General features: G+C 74.2%; 25 protein-coding genes. 20 read left to right on the top strand and 5 right to left on the bottom strand.

The window, feature by feature from the left end; translation table 11 throughout:
• The first annotated feature begins 225 nt into the window (after nucleotides 1-225).
• Nucleotides 226-1,497, top strand: coding sequence for an ATP-dependent Clp protease ATP-binding subunit ClpX (gene clpX, locus ACI78Z_RS10630; protein ID WP_457036502.1), 1,272 nt, complete (start codon nucleotides 226-228; stop codon nucleotides 1,495-1,497).
• Nucleotides 1,498-1,686: 189 nt separating this feature from the next.
• On the top strand, nucleotides 1,687-2,592 hold the full coding sequence (locus tag ACI78Z_RS10625) for a DUF559 domain-containing protein (protein ID WP_457036501.1): 906 nt from the start codon (nucleotides 1,687-1,689) through the stop codon (nucleotides 2,590-2,592).
• Between the two features lie 43 nt (nucleotides 2,593-2,635).
• Here the strand turns inward: ACI78Z_RS10625 and valS are convergent, their stop codons facing one another.
• Nucleotides 2,636-5,221 carry a valine--tRNA ligase gene (valS, locus tag ACI78Z_RS10620; RefSeq protein ID WP_457036500.1) on the bottom strand — a complete coding sequence of 862 codons (2,586 nt, stop codon included), beginning with the start codon at nucleotides 5,219-5,221 and terminating at the stop codon, nucleotides 2,636-2,638.
• A gap of 42 nt (nucleotides 5,222-5,263) precedes the next feature.
• Between valS and folC the strand changes: the two genes are divergently transcribed.
• The 10 genes from folC (at nucleotide 5,264) to proB (ending at nucleotide 17,128) form a co-directional block, all read left to right on the top strand.
• On the top strand, nucleotides 5,264-6,619 hold the full coding sequence (folC, locus tag ACI78Z_RS10615; protein WP_457036499.1) for a bifunctional tetrahydrofolate synthase/dihydrofolate synthase: 1,356 nt from the start codon (nucleotides 5,264-5,266) through the stop codon (nucleotides 6,617-6,619).
• Nucleotides 6,616-7,014, top strand: coding sequence for a DUF4233 domain-containing protein (locus ACI78Z_RS10610; protein ID WP_457036498.1), 399 nt, complete (start codon nucleotides 6,616-6,618; stop codon nucleotides 7,012-7,014). The genes folC and ACI78Z_RS10610 overlap by 4 nt, the downstream gene beginning before the upstream one ends.
• An 11-nt stretch (nucleotides 7,015-7,025) precedes the next feature.
• The gene (gene ndk, locus ACI78Z_RS10605) at nucleotides 7,026-7,448 is read left to right on the top strand and encodes a nucleoside-diphosphate kinase (protein WP_457036497.1); all 423 of its coding nucleotides are present in this window, start codon (nucleotides 7,026-7,028) and stop codon (nucleotides 7,446-7,448) included.
• 103 nt (nucleotides 7,449-7,551) lie between these two features.
• Entirely contained in the window at nucleotides 7,552-9,480 is a 1,929-nt protein-coding gene (locus tag ACI78Z_RS10600; RefSeq protein WP_457036496.1) for a TIGR03960 family B12-binding radical SAM protein, read from the top strand.
• Complete coding sequence (locus tag ACI78Z_RS10595) at nucleotides 9,480-10,247, top strand: TIGR03936 family radical SAM-associated protein (RefSeq protein ID WP_457036495.1); 768 nt, start codon at nucleotides 9,480-9,482, stop codon at nucleotides 10,245-10,247. The genes ACI78Z_RS10600 and ACI78Z_RS10595 overlap by 1 nt, the downstream gene beginning before the upstream one ends.
• Nucleotides 10,248-10,504: 257 nt before the next feature.
• Nucleotides 10,505-13,678 carry an Rne/Rng family ribonuclease gene (locus ACI78Z_RS10590; RefSeq protein ID WP_457036494.1) on the top strand — a complete coding sequence of 1,058 codons (3,174 nt, stop codon included), beginning with the start codon at nucleotides 10,505-10,507 and terminating at the stop codon, nucleotides 13,676-13,678.
• Between the two features lie 189 nt (nucleotides 13,679-13,867).
• The gene (rplU, locus tag ACI78Z_RS10585) at nucleotides 13,868-14,179 is read left to right on the top strand and encodes a 50S ribosomal protein L21 (protein ID WP_457036493.1); all 312 of its coding nucleotides are present in this window, start codon (nucleotides 13,868-13,870) and stop codon (nucleotides 14,177-14,179) included.
• Between the two features lie 7 nt (nucleotides 14,180-14,186).
• Entirely contained in the window at nucleotides 14,187-14,444 is a 258-nt protein-coding gene (rpmA, locus tag ACI78Z_RS10580) for a 50S ribosomal protein L27 (RefSeq protein ID WP_012947748.1), read from the top strand.
• 90 nt (nucleotides 14,445-14,534) lie between these two features.
• The gene (obgE, locus tag ACI78Z_RS10575; RefSeq protein ID WP_457036492.1) at nucleotides 14,535-16,010 is read left to right on the top strand and encodes a GTPase ObgE; all 1,476 of its coding nucleotides are present in this window, start codon (nucleotides 14,535-14,537) and stop codon (nucleotides 16,008-16,010) included.
• Complete coding sequence (gene proB, locus ACI78Z_RS10570) at nucleotides 16,007-17,128, top strand: glutamate 5-kinase (RefSeq protein ID WP_457036491.1); 1,122 nt, start codon at nucleotides 16,007-16,009, stop codon at nucleotides 17,126-17,128. Before obgE ends, proB begins: the two co-directional genes overlap by 4 nt.
• Nucleotides 17,129-17,282: 154 nt before the next feature.
• Here the strand turns inward: proB and ACI78Z_RS10565 are convergent, their stop codons facing one another.
• Nucleotides 17,283-17,510 (bottom strand): hypothetical protein, encoded by a 228-nt coding sequence (locus ACI78Z_RS10565; RefSeq protein ID WP_457036490.1) that lies wholly within the window; start codon nucleotides 17,508-17,510, stop codon nucleotides 17,283-17,285.
• 288 nt (nucleotides 17,511-17,798) lie between these two features.
• Here ACI78Z_RS10565 and def point away from each other — a divergent pair, with 288 nt between their 5' ends.
• Together def and ACI78Z_RS10555 are read left to right on the top strand one after the other, a co-directional pair.
• Nucleotides 17,799-18,284: a peptide deformylase gene (def, locus tag ACI78Z_RS10560; RefSeq protein ID WP_457036489.1), complete on the top strand. Its 486-nt coding sequence runs from the start codon at nucleotides 17,799-17,801 to the stop codon at nucleotides 18,282-18,284.
• Between the two features lie 305 nt (nucleotides 18,285-18,589).
• Entirely contained in the window at nucleotides 18,590-19,522 is a 933-nt protein-coding gene (locus ACI78Z_RS10555; protein ID WP_457036488.1) for an isocitrate lyase/PEP mutase family protein, read from the top strand.
• 48 nt (nucleotides 19,523-19,570) lie between these two features.
• On the opposite strand, the gene ACI78Z_RS10550 is transcribed toward ACI78Z_RS10555, so the two are convergent.
• Genes ACI78Z_RS10550 through ACI78Z_RS10540 form a run of 3 tightly spaced genes read right to left on the bottom strand, consistent with a single transcriptional unit; the run spans nucleotide 19,571 to nucleotide 20,908 of the window.
• Entirely contained in the window at nucleotides 19,571-19,915 is a 345-nt protein-coding gene (locus ACI78Z_RS10550) for a hypothetical protein (protein WP_457036487.1), read from the bottom strand.
• Nucleotides 19,916-19,949: 34 nt separating this feature from the next.
• Nucleotides 19,950-20,255 (bottom strand): hypothetical protein, encoded by a 306-nt coding sequence (locus tag ACI78Z_RS10545; protein WP_457036486.1) that lies wholly within the window; start codon nucleotides 20,253-20,255, stop codon nucleotides 19,950-19,952.
• The gene (locus tag ACI78Z_RS10540) at nucleotides 20,252-20,908 is read right to left on the bottom strand and encodes a maleylpyruvate isomerase family mycothiol-dependent enzyme (RefSeq protein ID WP_457036485.1); all 657 of its coding nucleotides are present in this window, start codon (nucleotides 20,906-20,908) and stop codon (nucleotides 20,252-20,254) included. The genes ACI78Z_RS10545 and ACI78Z_RS10540 overlap by 4 nt, the downstream gene beginning before the upstream one ends.
• Nucleotides 20,909-20,981: 73 nt before the next feature.
• On the opposite strand from ACI78Z_RS10540, the gene ACI78Z_RS10535 reads away from it, so the two are divergent.
• The 6 genes from ACI78Z_RS10535 (at nucleotide 20,982) to ACI78Z_RS10510 (ending at nucleotide 26,070) form a co-directional block, all read left to right on the top strand.
• Complete coding sequence (locus tag ACI78Z_RS10535; RefSeq protein ID WP_457036484.1) at nucleotides 20,982-21,473, top strand: MarR family winged helix-turn-helix transcriptional regulator; 492 nt, start codon at nucleotides 20,982-20,984, stop codon at nucleotides 21,471-21,473.
• 119 nt (nucleotides 21,474-21,592) lie between these two features.
• Nucleotides 21,593-21,814, top strand: coding sequence for a type II toxin-antitoxin system Phd/YefM family antitoxin (locus ACI78Z_RS10530; protein WP_457036483.1), 222 nt, complete (start codon nucleotides 21,593-21,595; stop codon nucleotides 21,812-21,814).
• Complete coding sequence (locus tag ACI78Z_RS10525) at nucleotides 21,811-22,203, top strand: type II toxin-antitoxin system VapC family toxin (RefSeq protein ID WP_457036482.1); 393 nt, start codon at nucleotides 21,811-21,813, stop codon at nucleotides 22,201-22,203. Before ACI78Z_RS10530 ends, ACI78Z_RS10525 begins: the two co-directional genes overlap by 4 nt.
• 283 nt (nucleotides 22,204-22,486) lie before the next feature.
• Nucleotides 22,487-23,740 (top strand): glutamate-5-semialdehyde dehydrogenase, encoded by a 1,254-nt coding sequence (locus ACI78Z_RS10520; RefSeq protein ID WP_457036481.1) that lies wholly within the window; start codon nucleotides 22,487-22,489, stop codon nucleotides 23,738-23,740.
• Between the two features lie 27 nt (nucleotides 23,741-23,767).
• The gene (locus ACI78Z_RS10515; protein ID WP_457036480.1) at nucleotides 23,768-24,655 is read left to right on the top strand and encodes an AAA family ATPase; all 888 of its coding nucleotides are present in this window, start codon (nucleotides 23,768-23,770) and stop codon (nucleotides 24,653-24,655) included.
• A complete protein-coding gene (locus ACI78Z_RS10510) occupies nucleotides 24,655-26,070 on the top strand; it encodes a vWA domain-containing protein (protein WP_457036479.1) in 1,416 nt (471 codons plus the stop codon). Before ACI78Z_RS10515 ends, ACI78Z_RS10510 begins: the two co-directional genes overlap by 1 nt.
• Nucleotides 26,071-26,074 lie beyond the last annotated feature (4 nt).

Here is a 26,074-nt window from a genome sequence, read left to right as displayed (position 1 = left end):
GGGGGACGCGGGACGCATGTGGTTCTGGCGCCGTCCCCGACGGGCGAGTCATCGCCCTCCGGGGCCGGTGCCTGCAGGTACCGTCGGCGAGCGCCCGATCCCCGGCCGGAGTGCCGGGAGGAGAGCCTCGCCGGCAGCGAGGCCGAGCACGGGACATCAGCACCATCAACAGGCGGGCACCTGACACCAGGAGCCTGGAATCCCCCCCGAGGTGGAGGTCAGCAGGTGGCACGAATCGGTGAGAGCGGTGACCTGCTCAAGTGCTCGTTCTGCGGGAAGAGCCAGAAGCAGGTCAAGAAGCTCATCGCTGGCCCCGGGGTCTACATCTGCGACGAGTGCATCGATCTCTGCAACGAGATCATCGAGGAGGAGCTCTCGGAGTCGTCGGACCTGAAGTTCGACGAGCTGCCGAAGCCCAAGGAGATCCACGACTTCCTCGAGCAGTACGTCATCGGCCAGGACAAGGCCAAGCGTGCGCTGTCGGTCGCGGTCTACAACCACTACAAGCGGGTGCAGGCCGGCGGTGCGGGCAGCCGTGACGACTCGGTCGAGCTGGCCAAGTCCAACATCCTGCTGATGGGCCCGACCGGCTGCGGCAAGACCCACCTCGCGCAGACCCTCGCCCGGATGCTCAACGTCCCGTTCGCCATCGCCGACGCCACCGCCCTCACCGAGGCCGGCTACGTCGGTGAGGACGTCGAGAACATCCTGCTCAAGCTCATCCAGGCCGCCGACTACGACGTGAAGCGCGCCGAGACCGGCATCATCTACATCGACGAGGTCGACAAGATCGCCCGCAAGAGCGAGAACCCGTCGATCACCCGCGACGTCTCCGGGGAGGGCGTGCAGCAGGCGCTGCTGAAGATCCTCGAGGGGACGACGGCGTCGGTGCCCCCGCAGGGTGGCCGCAAGCACCCGCACCAGGAGTTCATCCAGATCGACACGACGAACGTGCTGTTCATCGTGGGCGGCGCCTTCGCCGGGCTGGAGAAGATCATCGAGCAGCGGGCCGGCAAGCAGGGCATCGGCTTCGGCTCGGAGATCCGCAGCAAGAAGGAGATCGACGAGGCCAACGCCTTCGCCGAGGTCATGCCCGAGGACCTGCTGAAGTTCGGGATGATCCCCGAGTTCATCGGCCGCCTCCCGGTCATCACCAGCGTGGAGAAGCTGGACCGCGACGCGCTGATGAACATCCTGACCGAGCCGAAGAACGCCCTGGTGCGCCAGTACCGGCGGCTGTTCGAGCTCGACGGCGTGGAGCTGGAGTTCACCGACGACGCGCTCGAGGCGATCGCCGACCAGGCCATCCTCCGCGGCACCGGCGCCCGTGGCCTCCGCGCGATCATGGAGGAGGTGCTCCAGTCGGTGATGTACGACGTCCCCAGCCGGGACGACGTCGCCTCCGTGGTGATCACCAAGGAGGTCGTGCTGGAGCACGTCAACCCGACGATCGTGCCGCGCAAGCCGGCCCGCGCCCCCCGCGAGAAGTCGGCCTGACCCAGGCGCACCACGACGGCCCGTCTCCCACACCGGGGAGGCGGGCCGTCGCCGTTCTCGGCCGGTGACGGTGTGCGCTGGGGCGGGGTTCTGGGCCGTCGCACCCGGCCTGAGCGCACACGGTGCGCCGCTGTCCACAGATGTCGCCGAAGCGGATCACCGAGGCCGCGTCGCCCGCAGGCTGCACCGGTGGCACGGGACGTCGACGCAGTGGTGGGTCCGGACGGCTGGGCGACCCGCGCGGAGCTGAGGCGGAGGGTGGACCGCGGCACGGTCGACGCGTGGGTCGCCTCGGGCCGGCTGGTCCGCCTGCAGCCCGGGGTCTTCGCCACCCCGGCAGCCGCCCGCGACTGGCGCACCCGGGTCGCGGCAGCGGTCAGCTCCAGGCAGGCGGTGGTCAGCCACGGCACGGCGCTGGCGTTGTGGGAGGTCGCACCGCCGCGGGAGTCGGTCCACCTCATCGTCGACGCCACCCGCAGTGGCAGGGGATCCGCCGGGGTCGTGCTGCACCGGGCCGAGGTGGGGGACGCGCTGCGCCGGGTGGCCGGGATTCCGGTCACCTGTGTGGAGCGGGCCGTCGTCGACACCTGGGCGACGCCGGGGCAGCTGACCCGGCCCGTCGTCCGCGCTGCCGCCATCGACGCCGTCCGGCGGCGGCTCTGTCGACCGCGGGCGCTGACCGCGGAGCTGGCCCGGCGATCGAGACTGCCGCAGCGGGCCGAGCTGGCAGAGCTCGTGCGGCTGCTCGCTCAGGGCTGCCGGAGCGAGCTCGAGGTCTGGGGCTGTCTCCACGTCCTGCAGCAGCCGGGCATGCCGGCGTTCGTCCAGCAGCGCCCGGTCGTCGTGGCGGGGGAGCGGTACCTCCTCGACGTGGCGTACGAGGAGGTTCTGCTGGCCGTCGAACTGGACGGCGCGGCCTGGCACGGTTCCCGACGGCAACGGGAGAGGGACATCCGGCGCGACGCGCAGCTGGCGACCGTCGGCTGGCAGACCCTCCGGTATGGCTACTCACGGCTGACCGCCGAGCCCGAGGCCTGCCGACGGGACATCCTGGCGACGTACCAGGCCCGGCGCCGGCTGTTCGGTGTGCGATGAGGCCGGGTTCCTGGCACGAGAACCCGGCCTCAGCGCCCACCGATCAGGCCTCGGCGGGTGGGGCGAGGACGACGTCCACCGCGAGCGGGCCCTCACCGGGGACCACGGTCAGCGACGCGATGCGGCCGGCCTCGGTGAGGTCGCTGCGCGCGGCCTCCACCAGTGGCACCTGCTCGGCCGGCGCGGTCACCGTCGCGGACTCGACGTCGGCGCGCATGGACACCTTCGCGTCGGACTTGGCCTTCCGGACCCCGGCCAGCGCGGTCGCCACCACCGACACCACCGCCGGGTCCCCGCCGGCCGGCAGCTCGCGAGCGGTCGGCCACGGCGCGCGGTGCACCGAGCCCGACTGCCACCAGGACCAGACCTCCTCGGTGACGAACGGCAGCACCGGGGCGAACAGCCGCAGCTGCACCGACAGCGCCAGCGCCAGCGTGGCCCGGGCGGACTCCGCGGCCGGCCCCGTTCCGTAGGCGCGGGACTTCACCAGCTCCACGTAGTCGTCGCAGAAGGACCAGAAGAACGCCTCGGTGACCTCGAGCGCGCGGGTGTAGTTGTAGGTCTCCATGGCCGCGGTCGCCTCGTCGACGACGCCGGCCAGCCCCGCCAGCAGACCCCGGTCGACCGGCTCGGTCACCTGGTCCGCGGACGCCGCGGCCGACGCCCCGAGGCCCAGCACGAACTTGCCGACGTTGAGGATCTTGATGGCCAGCCGGCGGCCGACCTTCATCTGCGCCTCGTCGAACGGCGAGTCCGCCCCCGGCCGGGCACCCGCGGCCCGCCAGCGCACCGCGTCGGTGCCGTAGCGCTCCAGGACGTCGATCGGCGTGACGACGTTGCCCTTGGACTTCGACATCTTCTTGCGGTCGGGGTCGACCACGAAGCCGGAGATCGTGGCGTGCGTCCAGGGCACCGTGCCGTGCTCGAAGTGCGAGCGGACGACGGTGGAGAACAGCCAGGTCCGGATGATGTCGTGGGCCTGCGGGCGCTGGTCCATCGGGAAGACGTGCGCGAACAGCTCCGGGTCGGTGTCCCAGCCCGAGGCCACCTGGGGGGACAGCGACGAGGTCGCCCAGGTGTCCATGACGTCGGGGTCGGCGATGAACCCGCCCGGCTTCCCGCGCTGCGACTCGTCGAAGCCCGGGGGGACGTCGGACGACGGGTCGACCGGCAGCGACTCCTCGGGCGCGAGGATCGGCGACGAGTGGTCGGGCTCGCCGGCGGAGTCCAGCCGGTACCAGACCGGGAACGGGACGCCGAAGAACCGCTGCCGGCTGATCAGCCAGTCGCCGTTGAGGCCCTCGACCCAGTTCTCGTACCGGTGCCGCATGTGCTCGGGCACCCACCGGATCTCCCGGCCGCGGTCGATCAGGGCCTGGCGCAGGTCGGCGTCCCGGCCGCCGTTGCGGATGTACCACTGCCGCGTGGTGACGATCTCGAGCGGGCGCTCGCCCTTCTCGTAGAACTTGACCGGGTGGGTGATCGGCCGCGGGTCGCCCTCGAGGTCGCCGGACTGGCGGAGCAGCTCCACGATCCGCTGCTGCGCGCTGAACACAGTCCTGCCGGCCAGCTCGGCGTACGGCCCGGCCGGGACGCCGGGCGGGGCCTCGGACAGCAGCCGGCCGTCCCAGCCGACGATCGCGCGGGTGGGCAGCTGCAGCTCGCGCCACCAGGTGACGTCGTTGAGGTCGCCGAAGGTGCAGATCATCGCGATGCCGGAGCCCTTGTCCGGCTCGGCGAGGCGGTGCGCCACGACCGGCACCTCGACGCCGAAGACCGGCGTCCGCACCGTCTGGCCGAACAGCGGCTGGTACCGCTCGTCGTCGGGGTGGGCGACCAGGGCGACGCACGCCGGGATCAGCTCGGGCCGGGTCGTCTCGATGGAGACCGGGCCGTCGGAGGTGTGGAAGGCGATGCGGTGGTAGGCACCGGGCCGCTCGCGGTCCTCGAGCTCGGCCTGGGCCACCGCCGTCCGGAAGGTGACGTCCCAGAGGGTCGGCGCCTCCTGCGCGTAGGCCTCACCGCGGGCCAGGTTGCGCAGGAACGCCCGCTGGGCGGTGGCTCGGGAGGTCTCGGAGATCGTCCGGTAGACGTTGTTCCAGTCTACCGACAGCCCGACGCGGCGCCAGAGCTGCTCGTAGGCCCGCTCGTCCTCCTCGGTCAGCCGCATGCACAGCTCGACGAAGGTGCGCCGCGAGACCGGCACCTGGTCCTTGCCCGGCTTGGCCGGCGGCTCGAAGGACGGGTCGTAGGGCAGCGCGGGGTCGCACCGGACGCCGTAGTAGTTCTGCACCCGCCGCTCGGTGGGCAGGCCGTTGTCGTCCCAGCCCATCGGGTAGTAGACGTGCCTGCCGCGCATCCGCTGGTAGCGGGCGACGATGTCGGTGTGGGTGTAGCTGAACACGTGCCCGACGTGCAGCGAGCCGCTGGCGGTCGGCGGCGGGGTGTCGATCGACCAGGTCTGCTCCCGCGGCGCGGCGAGCGCGGCCGCCCGGTCGAAGGCGTAGGTGTCGTCCTCCGCCCAGCGGGCGGTCCACCTGTCCTCGAGCCCGTCGAGCGACGGCTTCTCGGGTACACCGGCGCCCGCTCCGGGGACGGAGGTCTCCGGGGTGTGGATGTCGGTGGTCATGCCCCTCATCGTAGGTAGTGGGTGACTGGCATCCTGGAGAGGATGAGCAGCACCCGCCCCGCCGATCTCGCCCGCGTCGAGGCGGAGCTGCTGGCCCGCTGGCCGGAGACCCGGCTGGAGCCGTCGCTCGGCCGCATCTCCGCCCTGGTCGACCTGCTCGGCTCCCCGCACCGGGCCTACCCCGTCGTCCAGGTCGCCGGCACGAACGGCAAGACGACGACGGCGCGGATGGTCGACGAGCTGCTGCGCGGCTTCGGCCTGCGGGTCGGCCGGTTCACCAGCCCGCACCTGCAGTCGGTGCGCGAGCGGATCGTGCTGGACGGCGAGCCGGTGAGCGCCGAGCGCTTCGTCGAGACCTACGACGACATCGCGCCCTACGTGCAGATGGTCGACGCCGCCGGCGAGCACCCGATGAGCTTCTTCGAGGTCATGGTCGGCATGGCGTACGCGACCTTCGCCGAGGCGCCCGTCGACGTCGCCGTCATCGAGATCGGCATGGGCGGCAGCTGGGACGCCACCAACGTCGCCGACGCGCGCGTCGCCGTCGTCACGCCGGTCGCGCTCGACCACGCCGAGTACCTGGGGCCCGACGTCGGCACGATCGCCGGCGAGAAGGCCGGGATCATCAAGCGGGACGCGGTGGCGGTGCTGGCCCGCCAGCAGCCGGCGGCACTGGACGCGCTGGTCCGCCGCGCGGTGGAGATGGAGGCCGTGGTCGCCCGCGAGGGCACCGAGTTCGGCGTGCTGGACCGCCGCGTCGCCGTGGGCGGCCAGCAGCTGCGGCTGCAGGGCCTCGGCGGCGAGTACGAGGACGTCTTCCTCCCGCTCTTCGGCGCCCACCAGGCGCAGAACGCCGCGACCGCGCTGGCCGCCGTCGAGGCCTTCCTCGGTGCCGGCGCGGCGACCGGTCCGATCGACGTGCAGACGGTGCGCGGCGCGTTCGCCGCCGTCCGCTCGCCGGGCCGGCTGGAGCGGGTGCGCACCAGCCCGACGGTTCTGGTCGACGCCGCGCACAACCCCGCCGGCATGGCCGCGACCGTCGAGGCGGTCCGGGAGTCCTTCGACTTCACCCGGCTGGTCGGCGTGGTCGGCGTGGTGCACGGCAAGGACGTCGCCGGGATGCTCAGCGCGCTCGAGGAGGTCTGCGCCGAGCTGGTGGTGACCCAGAACAGCTCGTCGCGCGCGATGCCGGCCGACGAGCTGGGCGCGCTGGCCGTCGACGTGTTCGGCGCCGACCGGGTCAGCGTCTCGCCGCGGCTGCCGGAGGCGCTGACCGAGGCCATCGAGCTGGCCGAGGCCGGGCCGGACGACGCGCTGGGCGGCTCCGGGGTGCTGGTCACCGGCAGCGTGATCACGGCGGGGGAGGCCCGCACCATCCTGGGCGGGCAGCAGCCGTGACGGCTCCTGACCCGCAGCGGGCGGCGCGGGCGCTGCGCGGGGCCGCGGCCGGCGTGCTGGTGCTCGAGGGCATCGCCGTCCTGTTCGTGCCGCGGGGCATCGCGCAGACCGAGGAGGGCCTCGGCGGCGTGCGGCTGACGCTGCTGCTCGTGCTGGCCGTCGTCCTCGTGCTCGCCAGCGGGGTGCAGCGCCGTCCCCAGGGCCTGGTCGTGGCCACCGCGCTGCAGGTGCCGCTGCTGCTCACCGGTCTGCTCAACGCCGCCATGTGGTTCGTCGGCGGCATCTTCGTGCTCATCTGGCTGTACCTGCTGCAGATCCGCAAGGAGCTGCTCGGCCATCCCTTCCGGGAACCCGCTCCCCGTTCGGACGACGACGCCGGGCCGGGCGCCGCGTAGGCTCCGCGCTCGTGTCTGAAGCCACCCCCGCCCGCACCCTGGTCCTCGTCAAGCCCGACGGCGTCGCCCGTGGCCTGGTCGGCGAGGTGATCTCGCGCCTGGAGGCCAAGGGCCTGCGGCTGGTCGCCGCCGAGCTGCGCACCCTGACCCGCGACGTCGCCGAGGAGCACTACGGCGAGCACCGCGAGAAGCCGTTCTTCGGCCCGCTGGTCGAGTTCATCACCGGCGGCCCGCTGCTCGCGCTCGTCGCCGAGGGCCCGCGGGCGGTCGAGGCGTTCCGCGCCCTGGCCGGCGCGACCGACCCGGTGAAGGCCGCGCCCGGCACCATCCGCGGCGACTTCGCCCTCGAGGTGCAGAACAACATCGTCCACGGCTCGGACTCCGACGAGTCCGCCGCCCGCGAGATCGCGCTGTTCTTCCCGAAGCTGGGCTGACGCGTCCTCGTCGAGATCGCGTGGTCTCGCACGCGTCCCCCCGGCCGGCCGTGCGAGATCGCGCGATCTCGCCGTTCCAGGGCCCGTCTACCCTGGACGGGTCATGAACGGTGAATCGCTGTACCCCCGTCTCGAACCGCTCCTCGCGCAGGTGCAGAAGCCGATCCAGTACGTCGGCGGCGAGCTCAACGCGCAGGTCAAGGGGTGGGACGACGTCGCCGTCCACTGGGCGCTGATGTACCCCGACGCCTACGAGGTCGGCCTGCCCAACCAGGGCCTGATGATCCTGTACGAGGTGCTCAACGAGCGGCCCGACGCCCTCGCCGAGCGCACCTACGCCGTCTGGCCCGACCTCGCCGCCCTGATGCGCGAGCACGGCGTCGGCCAGTTCACTGTCGACTCCCACCGCGCCGTCGCCGACTTCGACCTGCTCGGCGTCAGCTTCGCCACCGAGCTCGGCTACACCAACCTGCTCGAGGCGCTCGACCTCGCCGGCGTCCCGCTGCACGCTCATCACCGCGACGAGACCCACCCGGTCGTGGTGGCCGGCGGGCACGCCGCCTTCAACCCCGAGCCGGTCGCCGACTTCGTCGACTGCGCCGTCCTCGGTGACGGCGAGCAGGTCGTCGGCGACATCACCGACGTGGTGGCGGCGTGGAAGCAGCAGGGCCGGCCCGGCGGCCGGGTCGAGCTGCTGGCCCGCCTCGCGCGGGTGGACGGCGTCTACGTGCCGCGCTTCTACTCCGTCTCCTACGGTCCGGACGGCGCCATCGCGGCCGTGACCCGCACCCGGGACGACGTCCCCGCGCGGGTCGGCAAGCGCACCGTCATGGACCTCGACGAGTGGCCCTACCCGAAGACGCCGCTGGTGCCGCTGGCCGAGAGCGTGCACGAGCGGATGAGCGTGGAGATCTTCCGCGGCTGCACCCGCGGCTGCCGGTTCTGCCAGGCCGGGATGATCACCCGCCCGGTGCGCGAGCGGACCATCACCGGCATCGGCTCCATGGTCGACCAGGGCCTGCGCGCGACCGGCTACGAGGAGGTCGGGCTGCTCTCGCTGTCCAGCGCCGACCACTCCGAGATCGGCCAGGTCGCCAAGGAGCTCGCCGACCGCTACGAGGGCACCAACACCGGCCTGTCGCTGCCCAGCACCCGGGTGGACGCGTTCAACGTGACCCTGGCCAACGAGCTGTCCCGCAACGGACGGCGCTCCGGCCTCACCTTCGCCCCCGAGGGCGGCAGCGAGCGGATCCGCCGGGTGATCAACAAGACGGTGTCCAAGGAGGACCTGGTCCGCACCGTCACCACCGCCTACGCCAACGGCTGGCAGCAGGTGAAGCTCTACTTCATGTGCGGTCTGCCGACCGAGACCGACGAGGACGTGCTGGAGATCGCCGAGCTCGCGGTCGAGGTCATCCGCGCCGGCCGGGAGGCCAGCGGCCGCAAGGACATCCGCTGCACCGTCTCGATCGGCGGGTTCGTGCCCAAGCCGCACACGCCCTTCCAGTGGGCCGGGCAGGCCGGCGCCGAGACGATCGACGCGCGGCTGCGGCTGCTGCGCCAGGCGATCAACGCCGACCGCCGCGTCGGCCGCTCGATCGGCCTGCGCTACCACGACGGCAAGCCCGGCATCGTCGAGGGGCTGCTCTCCCGGGGTGACCGGCGGGTCGGCCGGGTCATCGAGCGGGTGTGGCGCGAGGGCGGCCGCTTCGACGGCTGGAGCGAGCACTTCTCCTACGAGCGCTGGACGCAGGCGGCCGCGCAGGAGCTGGCGCCCCTCGGCGTCGACCTCGACTGGTACACCACCCGCGAGCGCGGCCAGGACGAGGTCCTGCCCTGGGACCACCTGGACTCCGGGCTGGACAAGGAGTGGCTCTGGGACGACTGGCAGGACGCCCTCTCCGAGGAGGAGGTCGCCGACTGCCGGTGGACCCCCTGCTACGACTGCGGCGTCTGTCCGACCAACGGCACCGAGATCCAGATCGGGCCGACCGGGCGCAGCCTGCTCCCGCTCACGGTCGTCGGCCGCTAGTGGCCCGCCAGCCCGAGGGCCCGCCCCCGCCGCCCACCGTCCAGAAGCTGCGGCTGCGGTACGCCAAGCGCGGCCCGCTGCGCTTCGCCTCCCACCGGGACCTGGCCCGTGCCCTGGAGCGGGCGCTGCGGCGCGCGCAGGTGCCGATGGCGTTCTCGGCCGGGTTCACGCCGCACCCGAAGATCTCCTACGTCGGCGCCGCGCCCACCGGGGCGGCCAGCGAGGCCGAGTACCTGGAGATCGGCCTGGCGCGGCGGTGCGACCCCGAGCAGGTGCGGGCCGCGCTGGACGCCTCGCTGCCGCCGGGCGTCGACGTCCTCGAGTGCGTCGAGGCGGTCGAGGGCACCGGGTCCCTGGCCGACCGGATCGACGCCGCGAGCTGGCGGGTGGAGCTGCCCGGCGTGTCGCTCGCCGAGCTCGCAGCGGCCGTCGAGGCGTTCCTGGCCGCCGACGTGGTCACCGTCGAGAAGCGCACCAAGAACGGCCTCCGGGACGTCGACGCGCGGGCCGCCGTGGCCAGTGCGTCGGCGGCCGAGGAGGCAGGTTGTGCCATACTGCACATGGTCGTCCGGCAGGTGACGCCCGCCGTTCGACCCGACGACGTGTTGGCCGCTCTGGGTGCCGTCGCCGACCTGCGCCCGCCGTCGCCCCCTCGGGCCGTGCGTGAGGCGCAGGGCCGGCTCGACGACACCGGGACCGTGGCCGACCCGCTCGGCCCGGACCGCGTTGCGGGCACCCGCTGCCAGGGGGAGCCCGCGTCGGTCTGACCGGTGGGCCCCGGGGCTCCACGCCGTCGCGCGGCACGGCTGCCAGACGTGACGCACCCCGACCAGCACCTGAGACCTGCAGCACCCGGTGTCCGGCCGCGGCAACTCCTCGCCCGGACACCGGCCCACAGACTTCGCGGGCCGAGCCTGCCGCCGCACCCGGCGCGGCAGCCCGACCCGCCCAACCCCGTGCTCCTGCGCGGCCGCCAGTCGAAGCGATCGGCGCCCGGGAGCACCACACAGGAGGCGAGCCACGCGTGGCCGACCAGACACAGGACAGCACCACCACCGCCGACGAGGGCCTCGACCCCGCCGCCCTGCCGGAGGGCGGGGTCGACGAGGCGCAGCCGGTCGAGGACCAGCTCCAGGGCGCCGAGGCCGGCGAGGACGACGACGCCGGCGAGGCGACCGCCGCCGAGGACGACGACGCCGGCGAGGCGACCGCCGCCGAGGAGACGCCGGAGCAGGAGACGCCGGAAGGGGGGGCGCCGGAGGAGGAGCCGGCCACCGAGCCCGAGGAGCCCCCGGTCTCGCCCTTCGGCGCCCAGTTCAGCTCCCCGGAGCCCACCGCGGTCATCGCCCGTCCCCGCCGGCGGGCCACCCGCCCGGCCGGCGCGGCCGACCCCGGCGCCTACACGCCCCCGCCGCCCGTGGCCCCGGCCGTCCCGGCCTTCGTGAGCTTCGTCGCCCCGGCCGAGACCGACGTGCCGCCCCCGCCGCGCCGGCGCAGCCGCCGTCCGGCCGAGTCGCCCGCTCTCGAGGAGGCCGACGTCGAGCCGGCCGAGGACCTCGACGAGGAGACGCCGGCACCGCGCTCGCGGCGCAGCCGCTCCCGTCGCCGCTCCGGGAGCGAGGAGAGCGCGGCGGTCGAGGACACCGACACCGACACCACCGACGACGACCGCGCCGAGGAGGACGAGGACGGCGACGACAACGGGTCGGCCGGCAGCCGGCGCCGCCGTCGGGGCCGCCGGGGCCGCGGCCGCGGGCGCAGCGGCGAGGACGCGGGCGACACCGAGGACGAGGACTCCGCCGACGAGGACGCCGGCGACGAGGACGCCGGCGACGAGCAGGGCGCCGACGAGGCCGACGAGGACACCGACGCCGACACCGACAGCGGTGAGGACACCGCCGAGGACGACGAGGGCGAGGGCGGCTCGAGCACCCGCCGCCGGCGCCGGCGGCGCCGCCGCGGGAGCAGCGCGGAGAACGGCGAGGCCGCCGCCGAGAGCGACGACGACCGCCCCGAGCGGGCCGGCCGCAACGGTCGCACCACCAGCGACGACGACGTCAAGGGCGTCACCGGCTCCACCCGGCTGGAGGCCAAGCGCCAGCGCCGCCGGGACGGGCGGGACAACGGCCGCCGCCGGGCGCCGATCCTCACCGAGGCCGAGTTCCTCGCCCGCCGCGAGGCCGTCGACCGCACGATGGTCATCCGCCAGCGGGGCGAGCGCACCCAGATCGCCGTCCTCGAGGACGACGTGCTCGTCGAGCACTACGTGACCCAGGCGCAGGCGACGTCCTTCGCCGGCAACGTCTACCTCGGCCGGGTGCAGAACGTGCTTCCCAGCATGGAGGCGGCCTTCATCGACATCGGCAAGGGCCGCAACGCCGTCCTGTACGCCGGCGAGGTCAACTGGGACGTCGCCGGGCTGTCCGGCAAGCAGCGCTCCATCGAGCAGGCGCTGAAGTCCGGCGACAAGGTGCTGGTGCAGGTCACCAAGGACCCGATCGGCCACAAGGGCGCCCGGCTCACCCAGCAGGTCAACCTGCCCGGCCGCTTCCTGGTCTACGTGCCCGGCGGCTCGATGACCGGCATCAGCCGCAAGCTGCCCGACACCGAGCGGACCCGGCTGAAGGACATCCTCAAGAAGATCGTCCCCGACGACGCCGGCGTCATCATCCGCACCGCCGCCGAGGGCGCCTCGGAGGAGGAGCTCACCCGCGACGTCAACCGGCTGCAGGCGCAGTGGGAGGTCATCCAGAAGAAGGCGGAGTCCTCGTCCAATGCGCCGGCGCTGCTCTACGGGGAGCCCGACCTCGCCATCCGGGTCATCCGCGACGTCTTCAACGAGGACTTCAAGGAGCTCGTCGTCCAGGGCGACGACGCCTGGGACACCGTGGAGGCCTACGTCGCGCACGTCTCCCCGGAGCTGGTCGGCCGGCTGACCCGGCACACCGGTGAGGGCGACGTCTTCCGCGACCTGCGGATCGACGAGCAGCTGGCCAAGGCGCTGGACCGCAAGGTGTGGCTGCCCTCGGGTGGCTCGCTGGTCATCGACCGCACCGAGGCGATGACCGTCGTCGACGTCAACACCGGCAAGTTCACCGGCTCCGGCGGCAACCTCGAGCAGACCGTCACGCGCAACAACATGGAGGCGGCCGAGGAGATCGTCCGCCAGCTCCGGCTGCGCGACATCGGCGGCATCATCGTCATCGACTTCATCGACATGGTGCTCGAGAGCAACCGCGACCTGGTGCTGCGGCGGCTGACCGAGTGCCTGGGCCGCGACCGCACCAAGCACCAGGTCGCCGAGGTGACCTCGCTGGGCCTGGTGCAGATGACCCGCAAACGGGTCGGCCAGGGCCTGCTCGAGGTCTTCTCCGAGCCGTGCGAGCACTGCCGCGGTCGGGGCGTGATCGTGCACGTCGACCCGGTGGACGACAAGCGCCGCGGGAACGGCGGGGGCGGCACCGGCGGCGGCAACGGCCGGCGCGACCAGCAGCGCGGCGGCGGTAGGGAGACGACCGTCCGCGACGAGGAGAAGGACGCCGCTCCGGCCGAGACCGTGGCCGTGGGCGCCGAGGCGCCGGCCGGGGGGAACCCGGACGGCGACGGCGAGGGCCAGCGCTCCGGCGGCGGACGGCGCAACCGCGGCCGCCGCAACCGCAGCCAGTCGGGCGAGGAGCGCGCGGCCGAGGACGCCGCGGTGCTCGCCGCCACCGGCGAGCCGGACGACACAGCCGATCGGTGGCCCTCTCCAGGGCACCGCCCCGAGCTTGCGAGGGGTGGCGAGGAGGGGGTCCTTCCCCAGCCCGACGCGGTCACCCCGGAGGCGGCACCGGAACCCGTCGCCGAGGAGCCGGCCGCCGGACCCGCCGAGGGGCCGGTCGCCGAGGTCGCCCAGGAGCCGGTCCCCGCGCAGCAGGCGCTGGCCGAGCCGTCGCTCGCCGAGCCGGTGGACCGGGCCCTGGGCGCGGGCGGGTCCGACGACGAGGCCGTGCCCGCCGGTGCCGGCCCGGACGACCCCGGCCCGATGGACGACGAGCCCGCCGAGGAGCAGGCGGAGGACGGGACGCCGCCGTCCGGCGGGGCGACGGGGGAGACCGTGCCGCCGGTGGCCGACGACGGCAGCGGGACGGCCACGCCGGTGACCCGCCCGCGCCGCCGCCGCGCCGCCAGCCGGCCGGCGGGCCCGCCGGCATCCTGAGCCCGGGAGGGGCTGGGGCAGGGGTCGGTCCCCTGTTCGCCCCGGTCCCCGCCGCTCGGGTACGCTGGTCGGGTTGCACCGCCCCGGTGCCGCGCACCTGCGGGTGCCGCCTGGGAGGCGGGCAGCCCGTCCAGCACCCGGCGCCCGGGCGCACGCAGGACATGACAGAGGCGATCGAGGAGTTCAGTGGTGTACGCAGTCGTGAAGGCCGGTGGCCGGCAGCACAAGGTGGCCGTGGGCGACCGGTTCACGGTCAACCGTCTCGCGGGTGAGGCGGGCGACACCGTCACCCTCCCGGCCCTGCTCCTGGTGGACGGCGACACCGTCACCAGCGACGCGGAGACGCTGGCCGGCGTGACCGTGACCGGCGAGATCGTCGGCCACGGCAAGGGCCCGAAGATCCGCATCCACAAGTTCAAGAACAAGACCGGCTACCACAAGCGTCAGGGGCACCGTCAGCCCCTCACCGACGTCGTGGTCCGCGACATCACGAAGGGCTGACGACGACATGGCACACAAGAAGGGCGCCTCGTCCTCCCGCAACGGCCGCGACTCGAACGCGCAGCGCCTCGGCGTCAAGCGCTTCGGGGGCCAGGTCGTGAAGGCCGGCGAGATCATCGTGCGCCAGCGCGGTACCCACTTCCACCCGGGCCTCGGCGTCGGCCGCGGCGGCGACGACACGCTGTTCGCGCTGCAGCCCGGTGCCGTGACCTTCGGCACGCGGCGGGGGCGCAAGACCGTCTCCATCTCCGCGGTCGAGGCGTAAGAACCACTCAGCTGACGTCCACGAGCGCACGGGCCGCCGGCCCGTGCGCTCGTGGCGCTTGACAGACCAGGATCAGGAGGCGGCGCGGACATGGCCGCTTTCGTCGACCGCGTGGTCGTGCACGTCGCCGCCGGCAACGGCGGGCACGGCGTCGCCTCGATCCACCGCGAGAAGTTCAAGCCGCTCGGTGGCCCCGACGGGGGCAACGGCGGCAACGGCGGGGACGTCGTCCTCGAGGTGGACCCCAGCGTGCACACGCTGCTGGACTTCCACCACCGCCCGCACCAGAAGGCCGGCAACGGCCGCCCCGGTGAGGGCAGCAACCGCCACGGCGCCCGGGGCGAGGACCGCGTGCTGCGGGTCCCCGCCGGCACCGTGGTCAGCACGCCCGACGGGCGGGTGATCGCCGACCTCGTCGGCACCGGCACCCGCGTCGTCCTAGCGCACGGCGGCAAGGGCGGCCTGGGCAACGCCGCGCTGGCCAACGCCCGCCGCAAGGCCCCCGGCTTCGCGCTGCTCGGCGAGCCGGGCGAGGCGTTCGACGCGGTCATCGAGCTCAAGAGCATCGCCGACGTCGGCCTGGTCGGGTTCCCGTCGGCCGGCAAGTCCTCGCTGATCGCGGCGATGTCCGCCGCGCGGCCGAAGATCGCCGACTACCCGTTCACCACGCTGGTGCCCAACCTCGGCGTGGTCCGCGCCGGCGACACCGTCTTCACGATGGCCGACGTGCCCGGGCTCATCCCCGGCGCGTCCGAGGGCCGCGGGCTCGGCCTGGAGTTCCTGCGCCACATCGAGCGCTGCGCGGTCCTGGTGCACGTCGTCGACATGGCCACGATGGAGCCCGGCCGCGACCCGGAGAGCGACATCGAGGCGCTGCAGCACGAGCTGGCGCAGTACCGGGAGGACCTCGTCGGCCGGCTGCGGGTCGCCGTCCTCAACAAGATCGACGTGCCCGACGGGCGCGAGCTGGTGGACCTGGTCCGCGAGCCGCTCGAGGAGCGCGGCCTGCAGGTGTTCCCGGTGAGCGCCGCGACCGGCGAGGGGCTGCGCGAGCTCGGGTTCGCGCTGGCGCACGCGGTGGAGGCGCACCGGGCCGCGCTGCCCGAGCCCGAGCCGGTGCGGGTCACCCTCACCCCGCGGGCGGTCGACGACAGCGGCTTCACCGTCGAGCGCGACCCGGACGACGAGGGCGCCTTCACCGTCCGCGGCGTCAAGCCCGAGCGGTGGGTGCGCCAGACCGACTTCACCAACGACGAGGCCGTGGGCTTCCTCGCCGACCGGCTCAACCGGCTCGGCGTCGAGGACGCCCTGCAGGAGGCCGGCGCGCAGGAGGGCGACACCATCGTCATCGGCGACGTCGCCTTCGACTTCGAGCCCACGCTGCCCGCCGGCACGCTCAGCGTCGAGGAGACCGCCGGCCTCGGTGGCCGCGGCACCGACGCGCGCATCGACGCCCCGCACCGGGTGCGCGCCGAGGAGCGGCTGGCCGCCAAGAAGGCCCGCCGGGTGCCCTACGAGCTCACCGAGACCTGGACCGACGACGACCTGCCCGAGGACGACGAGTGACGCCGCGGGAGGACATCGCCGGCGCGCGGCGGGTCGTGGTCAAGGTCGGCTCCTCGTCGCTGACCAGCCTGCCCGGCGGGCTGGACGAGCAGCGGCTGACCGCCCTGGTCGACGTCCTGGCGGCGGTGCACGCGCAGGGCCGCGAGGTCGTGCTGGTGTCCTCCGGAGCGATCGCCGCCGGCCTGGCCCCGCTCGGGGTGGTCGGCCGGCCCCGGGACCTCGCCACGGCCCAGGCCGCCGCCAGCGTCGGGCAGCTGCGGCTGGTGCAGACCTACGCCGACGCGTTCGCCCGGCACCAGGTCACCGTCGGCCAGGTGCTGCTGACCGCCGACGACCTCACCCGGCGCAGCCACTACCGCAACGCCCAGCGCACGCTGGAGCGGCTGCTGACCCTCGGCGTCCTCCCGATCGTCAACGAGAACGACACGGTCGCCACCGAGGAGATCCGCTTCGGCGACAACGACCGGCTGGCCGCGCTGGTCGCGCACGTCGCCCGCGCCGACGCGCTGCTGCTGTTCAGCGACGTGGACGGCGTCTACGACGGCGACCCGCGGCAGGGCCCGGCGCGGCTGATCGACACCGTGCGCGACCCCGCGGACCTCGGCGAGGTCACCCTCGGCACCGCCCGCCGCAACGGCGTGGGCACCGGCGGGATGGCGACCAAGGTCGAGGCCGCGCTGATCGCCGCGCACGCCGGCGTCCCCGTCGTCGTCACCTCCACCGCCCAGGCCGCCGCCGCGCTGTCCGGGGAGGCGGTGGGCACCCGCTTCGCCGTCATGGGGCCGCGGCCCCGCGCCCGCCAGTTCTGGCTGCGGTTCGCCACCCGCCCGCGCGGCCGGCTGCAGCTCGACGCTGGTGCGGTCCGGGCGCTGCGGGAGCGCGGCGCCTCGCTGCTGCCGGCGGGCGTCACCGACGTGGTGGGGGAGTTCCTCGCCGACGACCCGGTCGAGCTGGTCGACCCCGACGGCGTCGTGGTGGCCCGCGGGCTGGTCGCCTACGACGCCCGCGAGCTGCCGCCGCTGCTGGGCCGCAAGACCAGCGAGCTGGACCCGGAGTACCAGCGGGAGATCGTGCACCGCGACGAGATGGTGCTCGTGCGTCGCCCGTCCCTGGGCTGACAACGGTGTGCCGGTTGGTCGACGGGTCGTGCTGTCGCGGCAGCGAGATCGCGTGATCTCGCACGGTTGAACGCCTCGAAGCGTGCGACATCACGCGATCTCGTCAGTTGACCGCCTCCGTCAGCCAACCCGGGAACCGCTGTGAGCCCGCGGATCAGGGCGCGAAGACGAACCGGGTGGCGTCCGCGGGGTAGGACGTCCACGCCAGCACGCGGACGGGGTCCAGCGCCAGCGCGCCCGTGAAGGCGTCCGCGCCGGCGCCGTACTCGGGGTACTTGGCCCGCGACTCCTCCGCCAGCCGCCGGGCGAGCGCCGGGTCCGGCCGGGCCGGTCGCACGCGGCCCTCGACGACGACGCAGCGCTGGGGGTCCGGCAGGTGCATGGCGACCTGCGGGCGGTGCGGACGTGCACCGCGTCGTCCCCGCCGCCGTAGTACCAGACGTCGTCGAGCCAGAACCCCTCCACGGGGACGACGTGCGGCCGTCCGTCGGCCCGGCAGGTGACCACCCAGTACTGCCGCGCCGACGCGAGCCGCGACCGGACCGCGGCCCAGTCCAGAGTGGTCCTCGGGGTGCCGTACCCGGTGGGGAGCCGCAGGGGCTCCGCGCGTGGCTCCATGGCGACCTCCCGCCGTCCACCTGCCGGTACCCGCACTGGGAGACTGCCGACCGTGACGATCCGTCCCATCCGCGAGCTCGGTGACCCGGTCCTCCGCACGCCCGCCGACGAGATCCGCAGCTTCGACAAGGAGCTGGCCGCTCTCATCCGCGACCTGGAGGACACCGTCGCCGACCCCGGGCGGGCCGGCGTGGCCGCGCCGCAGATCGGCGTCGGGCTGCGCGCGTTCTCCTACAACGTCGACGGGCGCATCGGGCACGTGGTCAACCCGCGGATCGTGGAGCTCTCCGAGGAGACCCAGGACGGCGACGAGGGCTGCCTGTCCATCCCCGGCCTGTGGGCGCCCACGGTGCGGGCGATGCACGCCGTCGTCGAGGGCTTCGACGTGCACGGCGAGCCGCTGCGGCTGGAGGGCACCGGCCTGATGGCCCGCGCGCTGCAGCACGAGGTCGACCACCTCGACGGCAAGGTCTTCCTGGACCGGCTCACCGGCGAGGCCCGCAAGGCCGCGCTGCGAGCGCTCCGGGACCGTGGCTGACGTCGAGGCGCGGCTGGCCCGGCAGGCGGCGCGGGAGATGCTGCCGTTCGTCGTCCGCCGCAACGCCGACGGCGCGGTCGACGCGACCACCTACTGCAACCTCGACCTGACCGCCGGCGGCTGGAGGTCGGGCACACCTGGACCGCCGCCTCCGCGCAGCGGACCGGGGTCAACGCCGGGAGCGAGCTGCTCCTGCTCGGCCACGCCTTCGAGGCGGTGGGCTGCCTGGCGGTGGAGTTCCGCACGCACTGGCACAACCACCAGTCCGGACGGCGATCGCGCGGCTGGGCGCCGAGCAGGACGGCGTGCTGCGCAACCACCGGCGGATGCCCGGCGGGTCGCTGCGGGACACCGTCGTCTTCTCGATCACCGACGCCGAGTGGCCCGCCGTCCGCAGTGGTCTGCGCTCCCGGCTCGCCCGGCACGCCGGCTGGCCCGGCCGTAGCGTGGCCGGCGTGACCGACCTCGCCGCCCGGGCCCGCACGCTGCTCGACCTGCACACCGCCCCGGAGATCCTGGTCCTCGCCAACGTGTGGGACGTCGTCTCCGCCCGGGTGGTCGCCGCCACCGAGGGCGTCCGGGCCCTGGCCACCGCCAGCCACGGCATCGCCTCGACCTTCGGCTACGAGGACGGCGAGAACATCCCGCTCGACCTGCACCTGGACATGGTCGGCCGGATCACCGCCGCCGTGGACCTGCCGGTGAGCATGGACATGGAGGCCGGCTACGGGGACGCCGGGGAGACCGCCCGGCGCGCCATCGACAAGGGCGTCGTCGGCGGCAACCTCGAGGACCAGATGAAGCCGCTCGACGAGGCCGTGGCCGCCCTCGAGGCGGTGCTGCGCGCCGGTCGGGACGCCGGCATCGACTTCGTGCTCAACGCCCGGACCGACACCTTCGTCCGGGCCCCGGAGGGCGCCGACCGCGGTGCGCTCGTCGCCGAGGCGATCCGCCGCGGCCGGGCCTACCTGGAGGCCGGTGCGCCGGTCGTCTTCGTGCCGCGCCTGGTCGACCGCGACGAGATCGCCGCGGTCGTCGAGGGCCTCGGCCGCAACAAGCTGACGCTGATCAGCGTCCCGGGCGCCGCGCTGCCCGCCCGCGAGATGCAGGAACTCGGGGTGGCCCGGGTGTCCACCGGACCGTTCACCCAGCGGGTGGCGCTCACCGCGCTGCAGGACGCGACGGTCGAGATGGTGCGCGGCGGCACGCTCCCCGCAGGGACCCGCGCGCTCAACTGAACGAAGGACCCCCTTGCCTTCCACCTGCGAGGGGGCCGTTCCAGCACCTCACCGGGCCGCCACGCCGGCCGGGACCACCACCCCGCCGGTCGGGACCACCAGGCCGCGGACGTCGAACGGGGTGACCACCACGGTCGGCCACGGCCGCCCCGCCAGGACCTCCGCGACCAGCGGCCCGATGTCCTCGCGGCCGTAGCGGTCGTACTGCTCGCGGGACTCCCACACCTCGATCACCCGCAACCCGTCGGCGGTCGGCCAGGTCAGGTGGACCAGTCGGCCGTCGAAGGCCCCACCGGTGCGCTCCAGCAGCAGCCGGTGCACGGTGTCGTACAGCCCCACCAGGTCGTACGGCTCCGCCGGTGGGGACACGTCCTCGGTCACCGCCCAGATCATCTGGGTCCTCCTCGACGAGCCGGGATGCGCCCGGTCAGACGGCGACGCCGGCCCGCGGCAGCACCAGGCCGCGGACCTCGAACTCGGTGACCACCGCGGCCGGGGGTGCCTGCCCCTGCAGCACCTCGGCGAAGACCGGCCCGACCACCTCCCGGTTCCCGCGCTCGTAGTCCTCGCGCGACTCCCACACCTCGATGAGCTGGAACCCGTCCGCGGTGGGCCGGACCAGGTGCAGCAGCAGGCCGTCGAAGGCCGGGCCGGTCCGCTCGAGCATCGCCGCGTGCACGGCGTCGTAGAGCTCCACCGGTGCGGACACGTCCGTGATCACGCCCAGGGTCATGTCGTCCTCCTCGACTCCTCCCGGCGGCCGTCCGCCGCCGTCAGCCGTTCCACGCCCTCGCCGGAGAGCCGGTGCACCGTGGCGGTGCGGCCGGTGATCAGCAGGAGCAGGTCGCCGGTCGTGCCCTCGACCGGTGCGCCCTCGCCCAGCACGAGGTCGCCGTCGGTGGCCCGTAGCTGCAGGCCGGCCAGCCGCTTGCGCACCCCGAACGGGAAACTCATGTCCCAGGCCCGTCTGGCCGACACGGCCGCGGGGACCGGCGGGATCGGCCGCTCGCGACCCAGCGGGACGGCGATGTCCTGCCCGTGCACGAGGACGTCGGTGAGCGGCTCGATGGGGGAGATGAACGGCGCCCGCCGCCGCGAGCCGGCCATCGCCCGGATCCGCCGGCCGTACTCGTCGTCGGGCAGCGGGCCGACCCGCAGTGCCGTGTCCCGGATGATCCGGTCGAAGCTGCCGCCCGCCCGGATCGCGGCGACCGCCATGGGCCACGGGCCCATCTGGGCCAGTGTCAGATGCGCCGCGACGTCGCGCACCCGCCAGGCGTCGCACAGGGACGGGGTCGCCCACTCGGCCGGCGACAGGTCGTCGAGCAGGTCGGCCAGGCTCAGCCGCTGGGCGTCGATGGTGCGCCACACGTCGTCGAGGTCCACGACGACCTCCTCGGGTGTTGGTACGATGGCCTGACTATTCAGTCAGATCATCTGACCAACGTCAAGGGGGACCGTGAGCGTTCGCGACGAGGTCCCGCAGAACGGTGTCCACCGGGGCCGGGACCCCGGGGAGCAGGAGCACCAGAACCTGGCCCTGCTGTGCTTCTACCCGCACCGGGCGATGGAGGCCCGGCTGCTCGCGACGCTGGCGGCCGAGGGGTTCGACGACATCACGCTCGCCCAGGGTCGCATCGCCGCCCGGATCGGTCCCTCCGGCACCCGGTTGACCGACCTGGCCGAGCAGGCGCTGGTCACCAAGCAGACTGCCGGTCACCTGGTCGACCAGCTCCAGCGCGCCGGCTACGTGCGCCGCGTGCCCGACCCCACCGACGCCCGCGCCCGGCTGGTGCAGATCGCCGAGCGCGGCCAGGAGCTGGTGGCGCTCGCCCGCCGGGTGGAGGCCGAGGTCGAGGCCGAATGGACCGCCCACCTCGGCGAGGAGGCCACCGCGCAGTTACGCGCAGCCCTCGAGCGGCTGAGGGAGATCACCGACCCGTACCGCTGACCGCTCAGTGGGCGGCGTGCAGGAGCCCATCGGACCCGGTCGAGCCGCGCCGGGCAGCATCCTGCGGGGTTGGCCAACCCGATCTGGCCAACCTGGTCGGCAGCACCTAGCCTCTGTGCATGACCTACGTCAACGTGCAGGAGGCCAAGACGCGGCTGTCCCAGCTGCTCGCGGCCGCCGAGCGTGGCGAGGAGGTCGTCATCGCACGGGGCGGCCGGCCGGTGGTGCGGCTCGTGCCGGTCGGCGGGCCCGCGCCCCGCCCCGTCGGCTTCGTCGCGGGTTCGGTCCCCGAGGCATTCTCCGAGCCGCTCCCGGACGACGAACTGGCCCGGTGGGAGTGACCTCGCTCCTGCTCGACACGCATGCCCTGCTGTGGGTCCTGGTGGACCCGGAACGCGTCCCCGCGGAGACCCTCGCGACCGTGCGGGCGCCGGAGACCACCGTGTACGTCTCCGCGGCCAGTGCCTGGGAGATCGCCACGAAGCACCGCCTGGGCAAGCTGGAGGGCGCGGCCGCGGTGGTGAGCGGTTACCGGGAGCACCTGGCGAGGCTGCGGGCGGAGGAGCTGCCCATCACCGGGCACCACGCGCTCACCGCCGGCACGTTGCAGTGGTCCCACCGCGACCCGTTCGACCGGGTCATCGTCGCCCAGGCGGTGCTGGGGTCCCTCCCCGTCGTCACGAGTGATGCCGCGCTGGTGGGGTTCCCGGCGATCCGCACCGTCTGGTGACCCGCCCGCTCAGCGGGCTGGTCAGGCCGCGCCGGTGCCGGAGACCTCCGGCTGGTCCTGGCGGTACCCGCGCGCCGGCGGCAGGCCCGTCCCCTCCGGGTGGTGGTGTCCGTCATCGACGGGCCCGGGCTTCGAGGTCGGCGGCCGGGGCGGTGGCAGCGGTCGGGGCGGTGGCAGCGGTCGGGGCGCGTGTCGTCCCGCTCTGGATGGGGATCACTCCCACCAGCGCAGTCCGTGCCCGACGCGGCCGGGAGGCCACTCGCGCCCGCGTAGGCTCGCGGGCGTGTCCGACGTCTCCGGCCTGCCGCTGATCGGCGCCGCGGCGCTGCGTGCCCGCGCCGCCGCCCGGGTGCTGCGCACCCTGCCCACCGACACCAAGGACGGCGCCCTGCGCGCCATGGCCGACGCGCTGGTCGAGCGCGCCGACGAGGTGCTGGCCGCCAACGCCGCCGACGTCGAGGCGGCCCCGGCCGACGGCACCCCGGCCTCGGTCCTCGACCGGCTGCGGCTCGACGCCGGCCGCATCGCCGGCGTGGCCGACGCGCTGCGCCAGCTGGTCGCGCTGCCCGACCCGGTCGGCGACGTCGTCCGCGGGTCGACGCTGCCCAACGGGCTGCAGCTGCGCCAGGTCCGGGTGCCCCTCGGCGTGGTCGGCATCGTCTACGAGGCCCGGCCCAACGTGACCGTCGACGCCGCCGGCCTGTGCCTCAAGAGCGGCAACGCGGCGCTGCTGCGCGGCTCGGCGTCGGCGTTCCGCACCAACACCGCCCTGGTCGCCGTCCTCACCGAGGCGGCGGAGAAGGCCGGGCTGCCCGCCGGGTCGGTGGAGCTGCTGCCCGCCGACCGCGCCTCGGTGGGCGAGCTGCTCAACGCCCGCGGCCTCGTCGACGTGGTGATCCCGCGCGGCGGGGCGTCGCTGATCCAGCGGGTGGTGCGCGAGGCGCGGGTGCCGGTCATCGAGACCGGCGAGGGCAACTGCCACGTCTACGTCGACGCCTCGGCCGACCCCACGACCGCCGAGGCGATCGTGCTCAACGCCAAGACCCACCGGGTGAGCGTCTGCAACTCCGCGGAGACGCTGCTCGTGCACCGGGACGTGGCGTTCCTGCCGCGTCTGCTGTCCGCGCTCGTGGACGCCGGCGTGACGCTGCACGGGGACGACGCGGCCCGGGCCGCGCACGACGCCGTCGTCCCGGCGACCGAGGAGGACTGGGCGACCGAGTACCTGTCGATGGACATGGCGGTGCGTGTCGTCGACGACCTCCCGCAGGCCTTGGACCACATCGAACGGTGGGGGAGCGGGCACTCGGAGGCGATCGTCGCCGACTCGGCGCGGGCCATCGCCGACTTCACCGCCGGGGTGGACGCCGCCGCGGTGCTGGTCAACGCCTCGACCCGGTTCACCGACGGCGGGGAGTTCGGCTTCGGCGCCGAGATCGGCATCTCCACGCAGAAGCTGCACGCCCGCGGGCCGCTGGGCCTGCCGGAGCTGACCTCCACCACCTACGTCGTCACCGGCAGCGGCCACACCCGCTGAGCCGCCCCCGCCCGCCCGAGGAGCCGCATGCCCCGCCCGCCGTCGCAGTCCCCGCAGTTCTCCTCGGTCTCCGACGTCGGCAAGCGGCTGGCGGCCTCGGGCTACCTGCCGGACGCGCAGATCGCGACGACGGTCTTCCTCGCCGACCGGCTGGGCAAGCCGCTGCTGGTCGAGGGTCCGGCGGGTACCGGGAAGACCGAGCTCGCCAAGGCGCTGGCGGCGGCCACCGGGTCGGAGCTGATCCGGCTGCAGTGCTACGAGGGCCTGGACGAGGCGCGGGCGCTCTACGAGTGGAACTACAAGAAGCAGCTGCTGCGCATCCAGGCGGCGCAGGGCACCGACGGCGCGGACTGGGGCACCGTCCACGACGACATCTTCGGCGAGGAGTTCCTGCTCTCCCGGCCGCTGCTGACTGCCATCCGGCGCACCGAGCCGACCGTGCTGCTCATCGACGAGACCGACAAGGCCGACGTCGAGGTCGAGGGCCTGCTGCTGGAGGTGCTCAGCGACTTCCAGGTGACCATCCCCGAGCTCGGCACGGTCACCGCGGTGCGCCGACCGATGGTGGTGCTCACCTCCAACGCCACCCGCGAGCTGTCCGAGGCGCTCAAGCGGCGCTGCCTGTACCTGGCGCTGGACTACCCGTCGGCCGAGCGGGAGCGCGAGATCGTGCTGTCCCGGGTGCCCGACCTCGCCCCCGGCCTGGCCGAGCAGCTGGTGCGCACCGTCCGGGCGCTGCGCGCGCTGGAGCTGAAGAAGTCGCCGTCGATCTCCGAGACCCTCGACTGGGCGCAGACGCTGCTCGAGCTGGGGCTGGACACCCTCGACGAGCCGGCGGTCCGGTCGACGCTGGGCGTGGTGCTCAAGCACGCCAGCGACCAGGATCGGGCCGCGGCCGAGCTGCGGCTGAACTGATGGCAGGGCCGACCACTGCCGGAGGGCTCGCGGGCCACCTCGACGGGTTCGTCCGCGCGGTGCGGGACGCCGGCATCCCGGTCGGGATCAGCCAGGCCGTCGACGCCGCCGAGATCCTCACCGTGGTCGACCTGCTGGACCGCGAGCAGCTCCGGCACGGGCTGGCCGCCGTCCTGCTGCAGCGGGCGGCCCAGCGGCCGGCGTACGACGTGCTGTTCGACCTGTGGTGGCCGCTGTCCGACCGGCCTGCACCCGATGCCGACGAGGACGGCGACGGCGAGGGATCCGCGGCCGGGTCGACCCTCGACCTGCCCGACGGCACCGACCTCGCCCAGCTCATGCGCGAGGAGCTGTCCCGGCTGCTGCTCGACGGCGACGAGGAGGCGCTGCGCCGCTTCGCCCGCGAGGCGGTCGACCAGCTGGGCCGCACCGCGCCGTCGCCGTCGGGCCAGTCCTTCTTCAGCTACCGGGTGATGCGGGCACTCTCGCCGGACACGCTGGTCGCCCAGCTGCTGGCCGGCCTGCTCGGGGACGGCGAGCGCGGCAGGCTGGCCGAGCAGGTCGCCCGGCAGACCGTGCGCGAGCGGCTGGCCGCCTTCCGCGCCGCGGTGGAGGCCGAGGTGCGGCGGCGGACGGCGGCCGAGCGCGGACGGGACAAGGTCGCGAAGAACGCCGTCCGCCCGCTGGCCGACCACGTCAACTTCCTGCGCGCCCAGGCCGCGGACCTCGCCGAGCTGCGCCGCACGGTCGCCCCGCTGGCCCGCCGGCTGGCCGTGCGGCTGTCGGCGCGGCGGCGGATGGGCCGGGAGGGCCGGCTGGACTTCCGGAAGACCGTCCGCGCGTCGCTGGGCACCGGAGGCGTTCCGGTGGTGACCCACCACCGGCCGCGCGCGGTGCACAAGCCGGAGCTGGTGGTGCTCTGCGACGTCAGCGGCTCGGTGGCCGGCTTCAGCCACTTCACCCTGATGCTGACCCAGGCGCTGCGCGAGCACTTCTCCGGCGTGCGGGCGTTTGCCTTCGTCGACTCCACCGACGAGGTGACCCGCTTCTTCCGTCCCGGTGCCGACGCCGCCGACGCCGTCGCCCGGATCGGGCGGGAGGCCGACGTGGTCGGCTTCGACGGGCACAGCGACTACGGCACGGCGTTCGAGGTCTTCGCCGACCGCTGGGCCTCCGCGGTCGGGCCGAAGACGTCGCTGCTCGTGCTGGGCGACGGGCGCACCAACTACCGCCCGCCGGGGATCCCGGTGCTGGCCGACCTCGTGCGCCGCGCCCGCACGGCGCACTGGCTCAACCCCGAGCCGCGCCGGCTGTGGGGCAGCGGGGACTCCGCCGCCGACCGCTACGGCGAGGTGGTCGACATGGTCGAGTGCCGCAACGCCGCCCAGCTCGCGGACTTCGTCACCACTCTCTAGGCCG

The organism is Geodermatophilus sp. SYSU D01176 (assembly GCF_054050015.1).
This window is presented reverse-complemented; position numbering and strand designations above follow the sequence as displayed.

Coding starts and splice junctions, on each gene's coding strand:
- valS (WP_457036500.1), bottom strand. CDS start 5,221: ATGACCACCGACATCCACACCCCGGAGACCTCCGTCCCCGGAGCGGGC.
- folC (WP_457036499.1), top strand. CDS start 5,264: ATGAGCAGCACCCGCCCCGCCGATCTCGCCCGCGTCGAGGCGGAGCTG.
- ACI78Z_RS10600 (WP_457036496.1), top strand. CDS start 7,552: ATGAACGGTGAATCGCTGTACCCCCGTCTCGAACCGCTCCTCGCGCAG.
- rpmA (WP_012947748.1), top strand. CDS start 14,187: ATGGCACACAAGAAGGGCGCCTCGTCCTCCCGCAACGGCCGCGACTCG.
- obgE (WP_457036492.1), top strand. CDS start 14,535: ATGGCCGCTTTCGTCGACCGCGTGGTCGTGCACGTCGCCGCCGGCAAC.
- ACI78Z_RS10565 (WP_457036490.1), bottom strand. CDS start 17,510: ATGCACCTGCCGGACCCCCAGCGCTGCGTCGTCGTCGAGGGCCGCGTG.
- ACI78Z_RS10550 (WP_457036487.1), bottom strand. CDS start 19,915: ATGATCTGGGCGGTGACCGAGGACGTGTCCCCACCGGCGGAGCCGTAC.
- ACI78Z_RS10545 (WP_457036486.1), bottom strand. CDS start 20,255: ATGACCCTGGGCGTGATCACGGACGTGTCCGCACCGGTGGAGCTCTAC.
- ACI78Z_RS10530 (WP_457036483.1), top strand. CDS start 21,593: ATGACCTACGTCAACGTGCAGGAGGCCAAGACGCGGCTGTCCCAGCTG.
- ACI78Z_RS10515 (WP_457036480.1), top strand. CDS start 23,768: ATGCCCCGCCCGCCGTCGCAGTCCCCGCAGTTCTCCTCGGTCTCCGAC.
- ACI78Z_RS10510 (WP_457036479.1), top strand. CDS start 24,655: ATGGCAGGGCCGACCACTGCCGGAGGGCTCGCGGGCCACCTCGACGGG.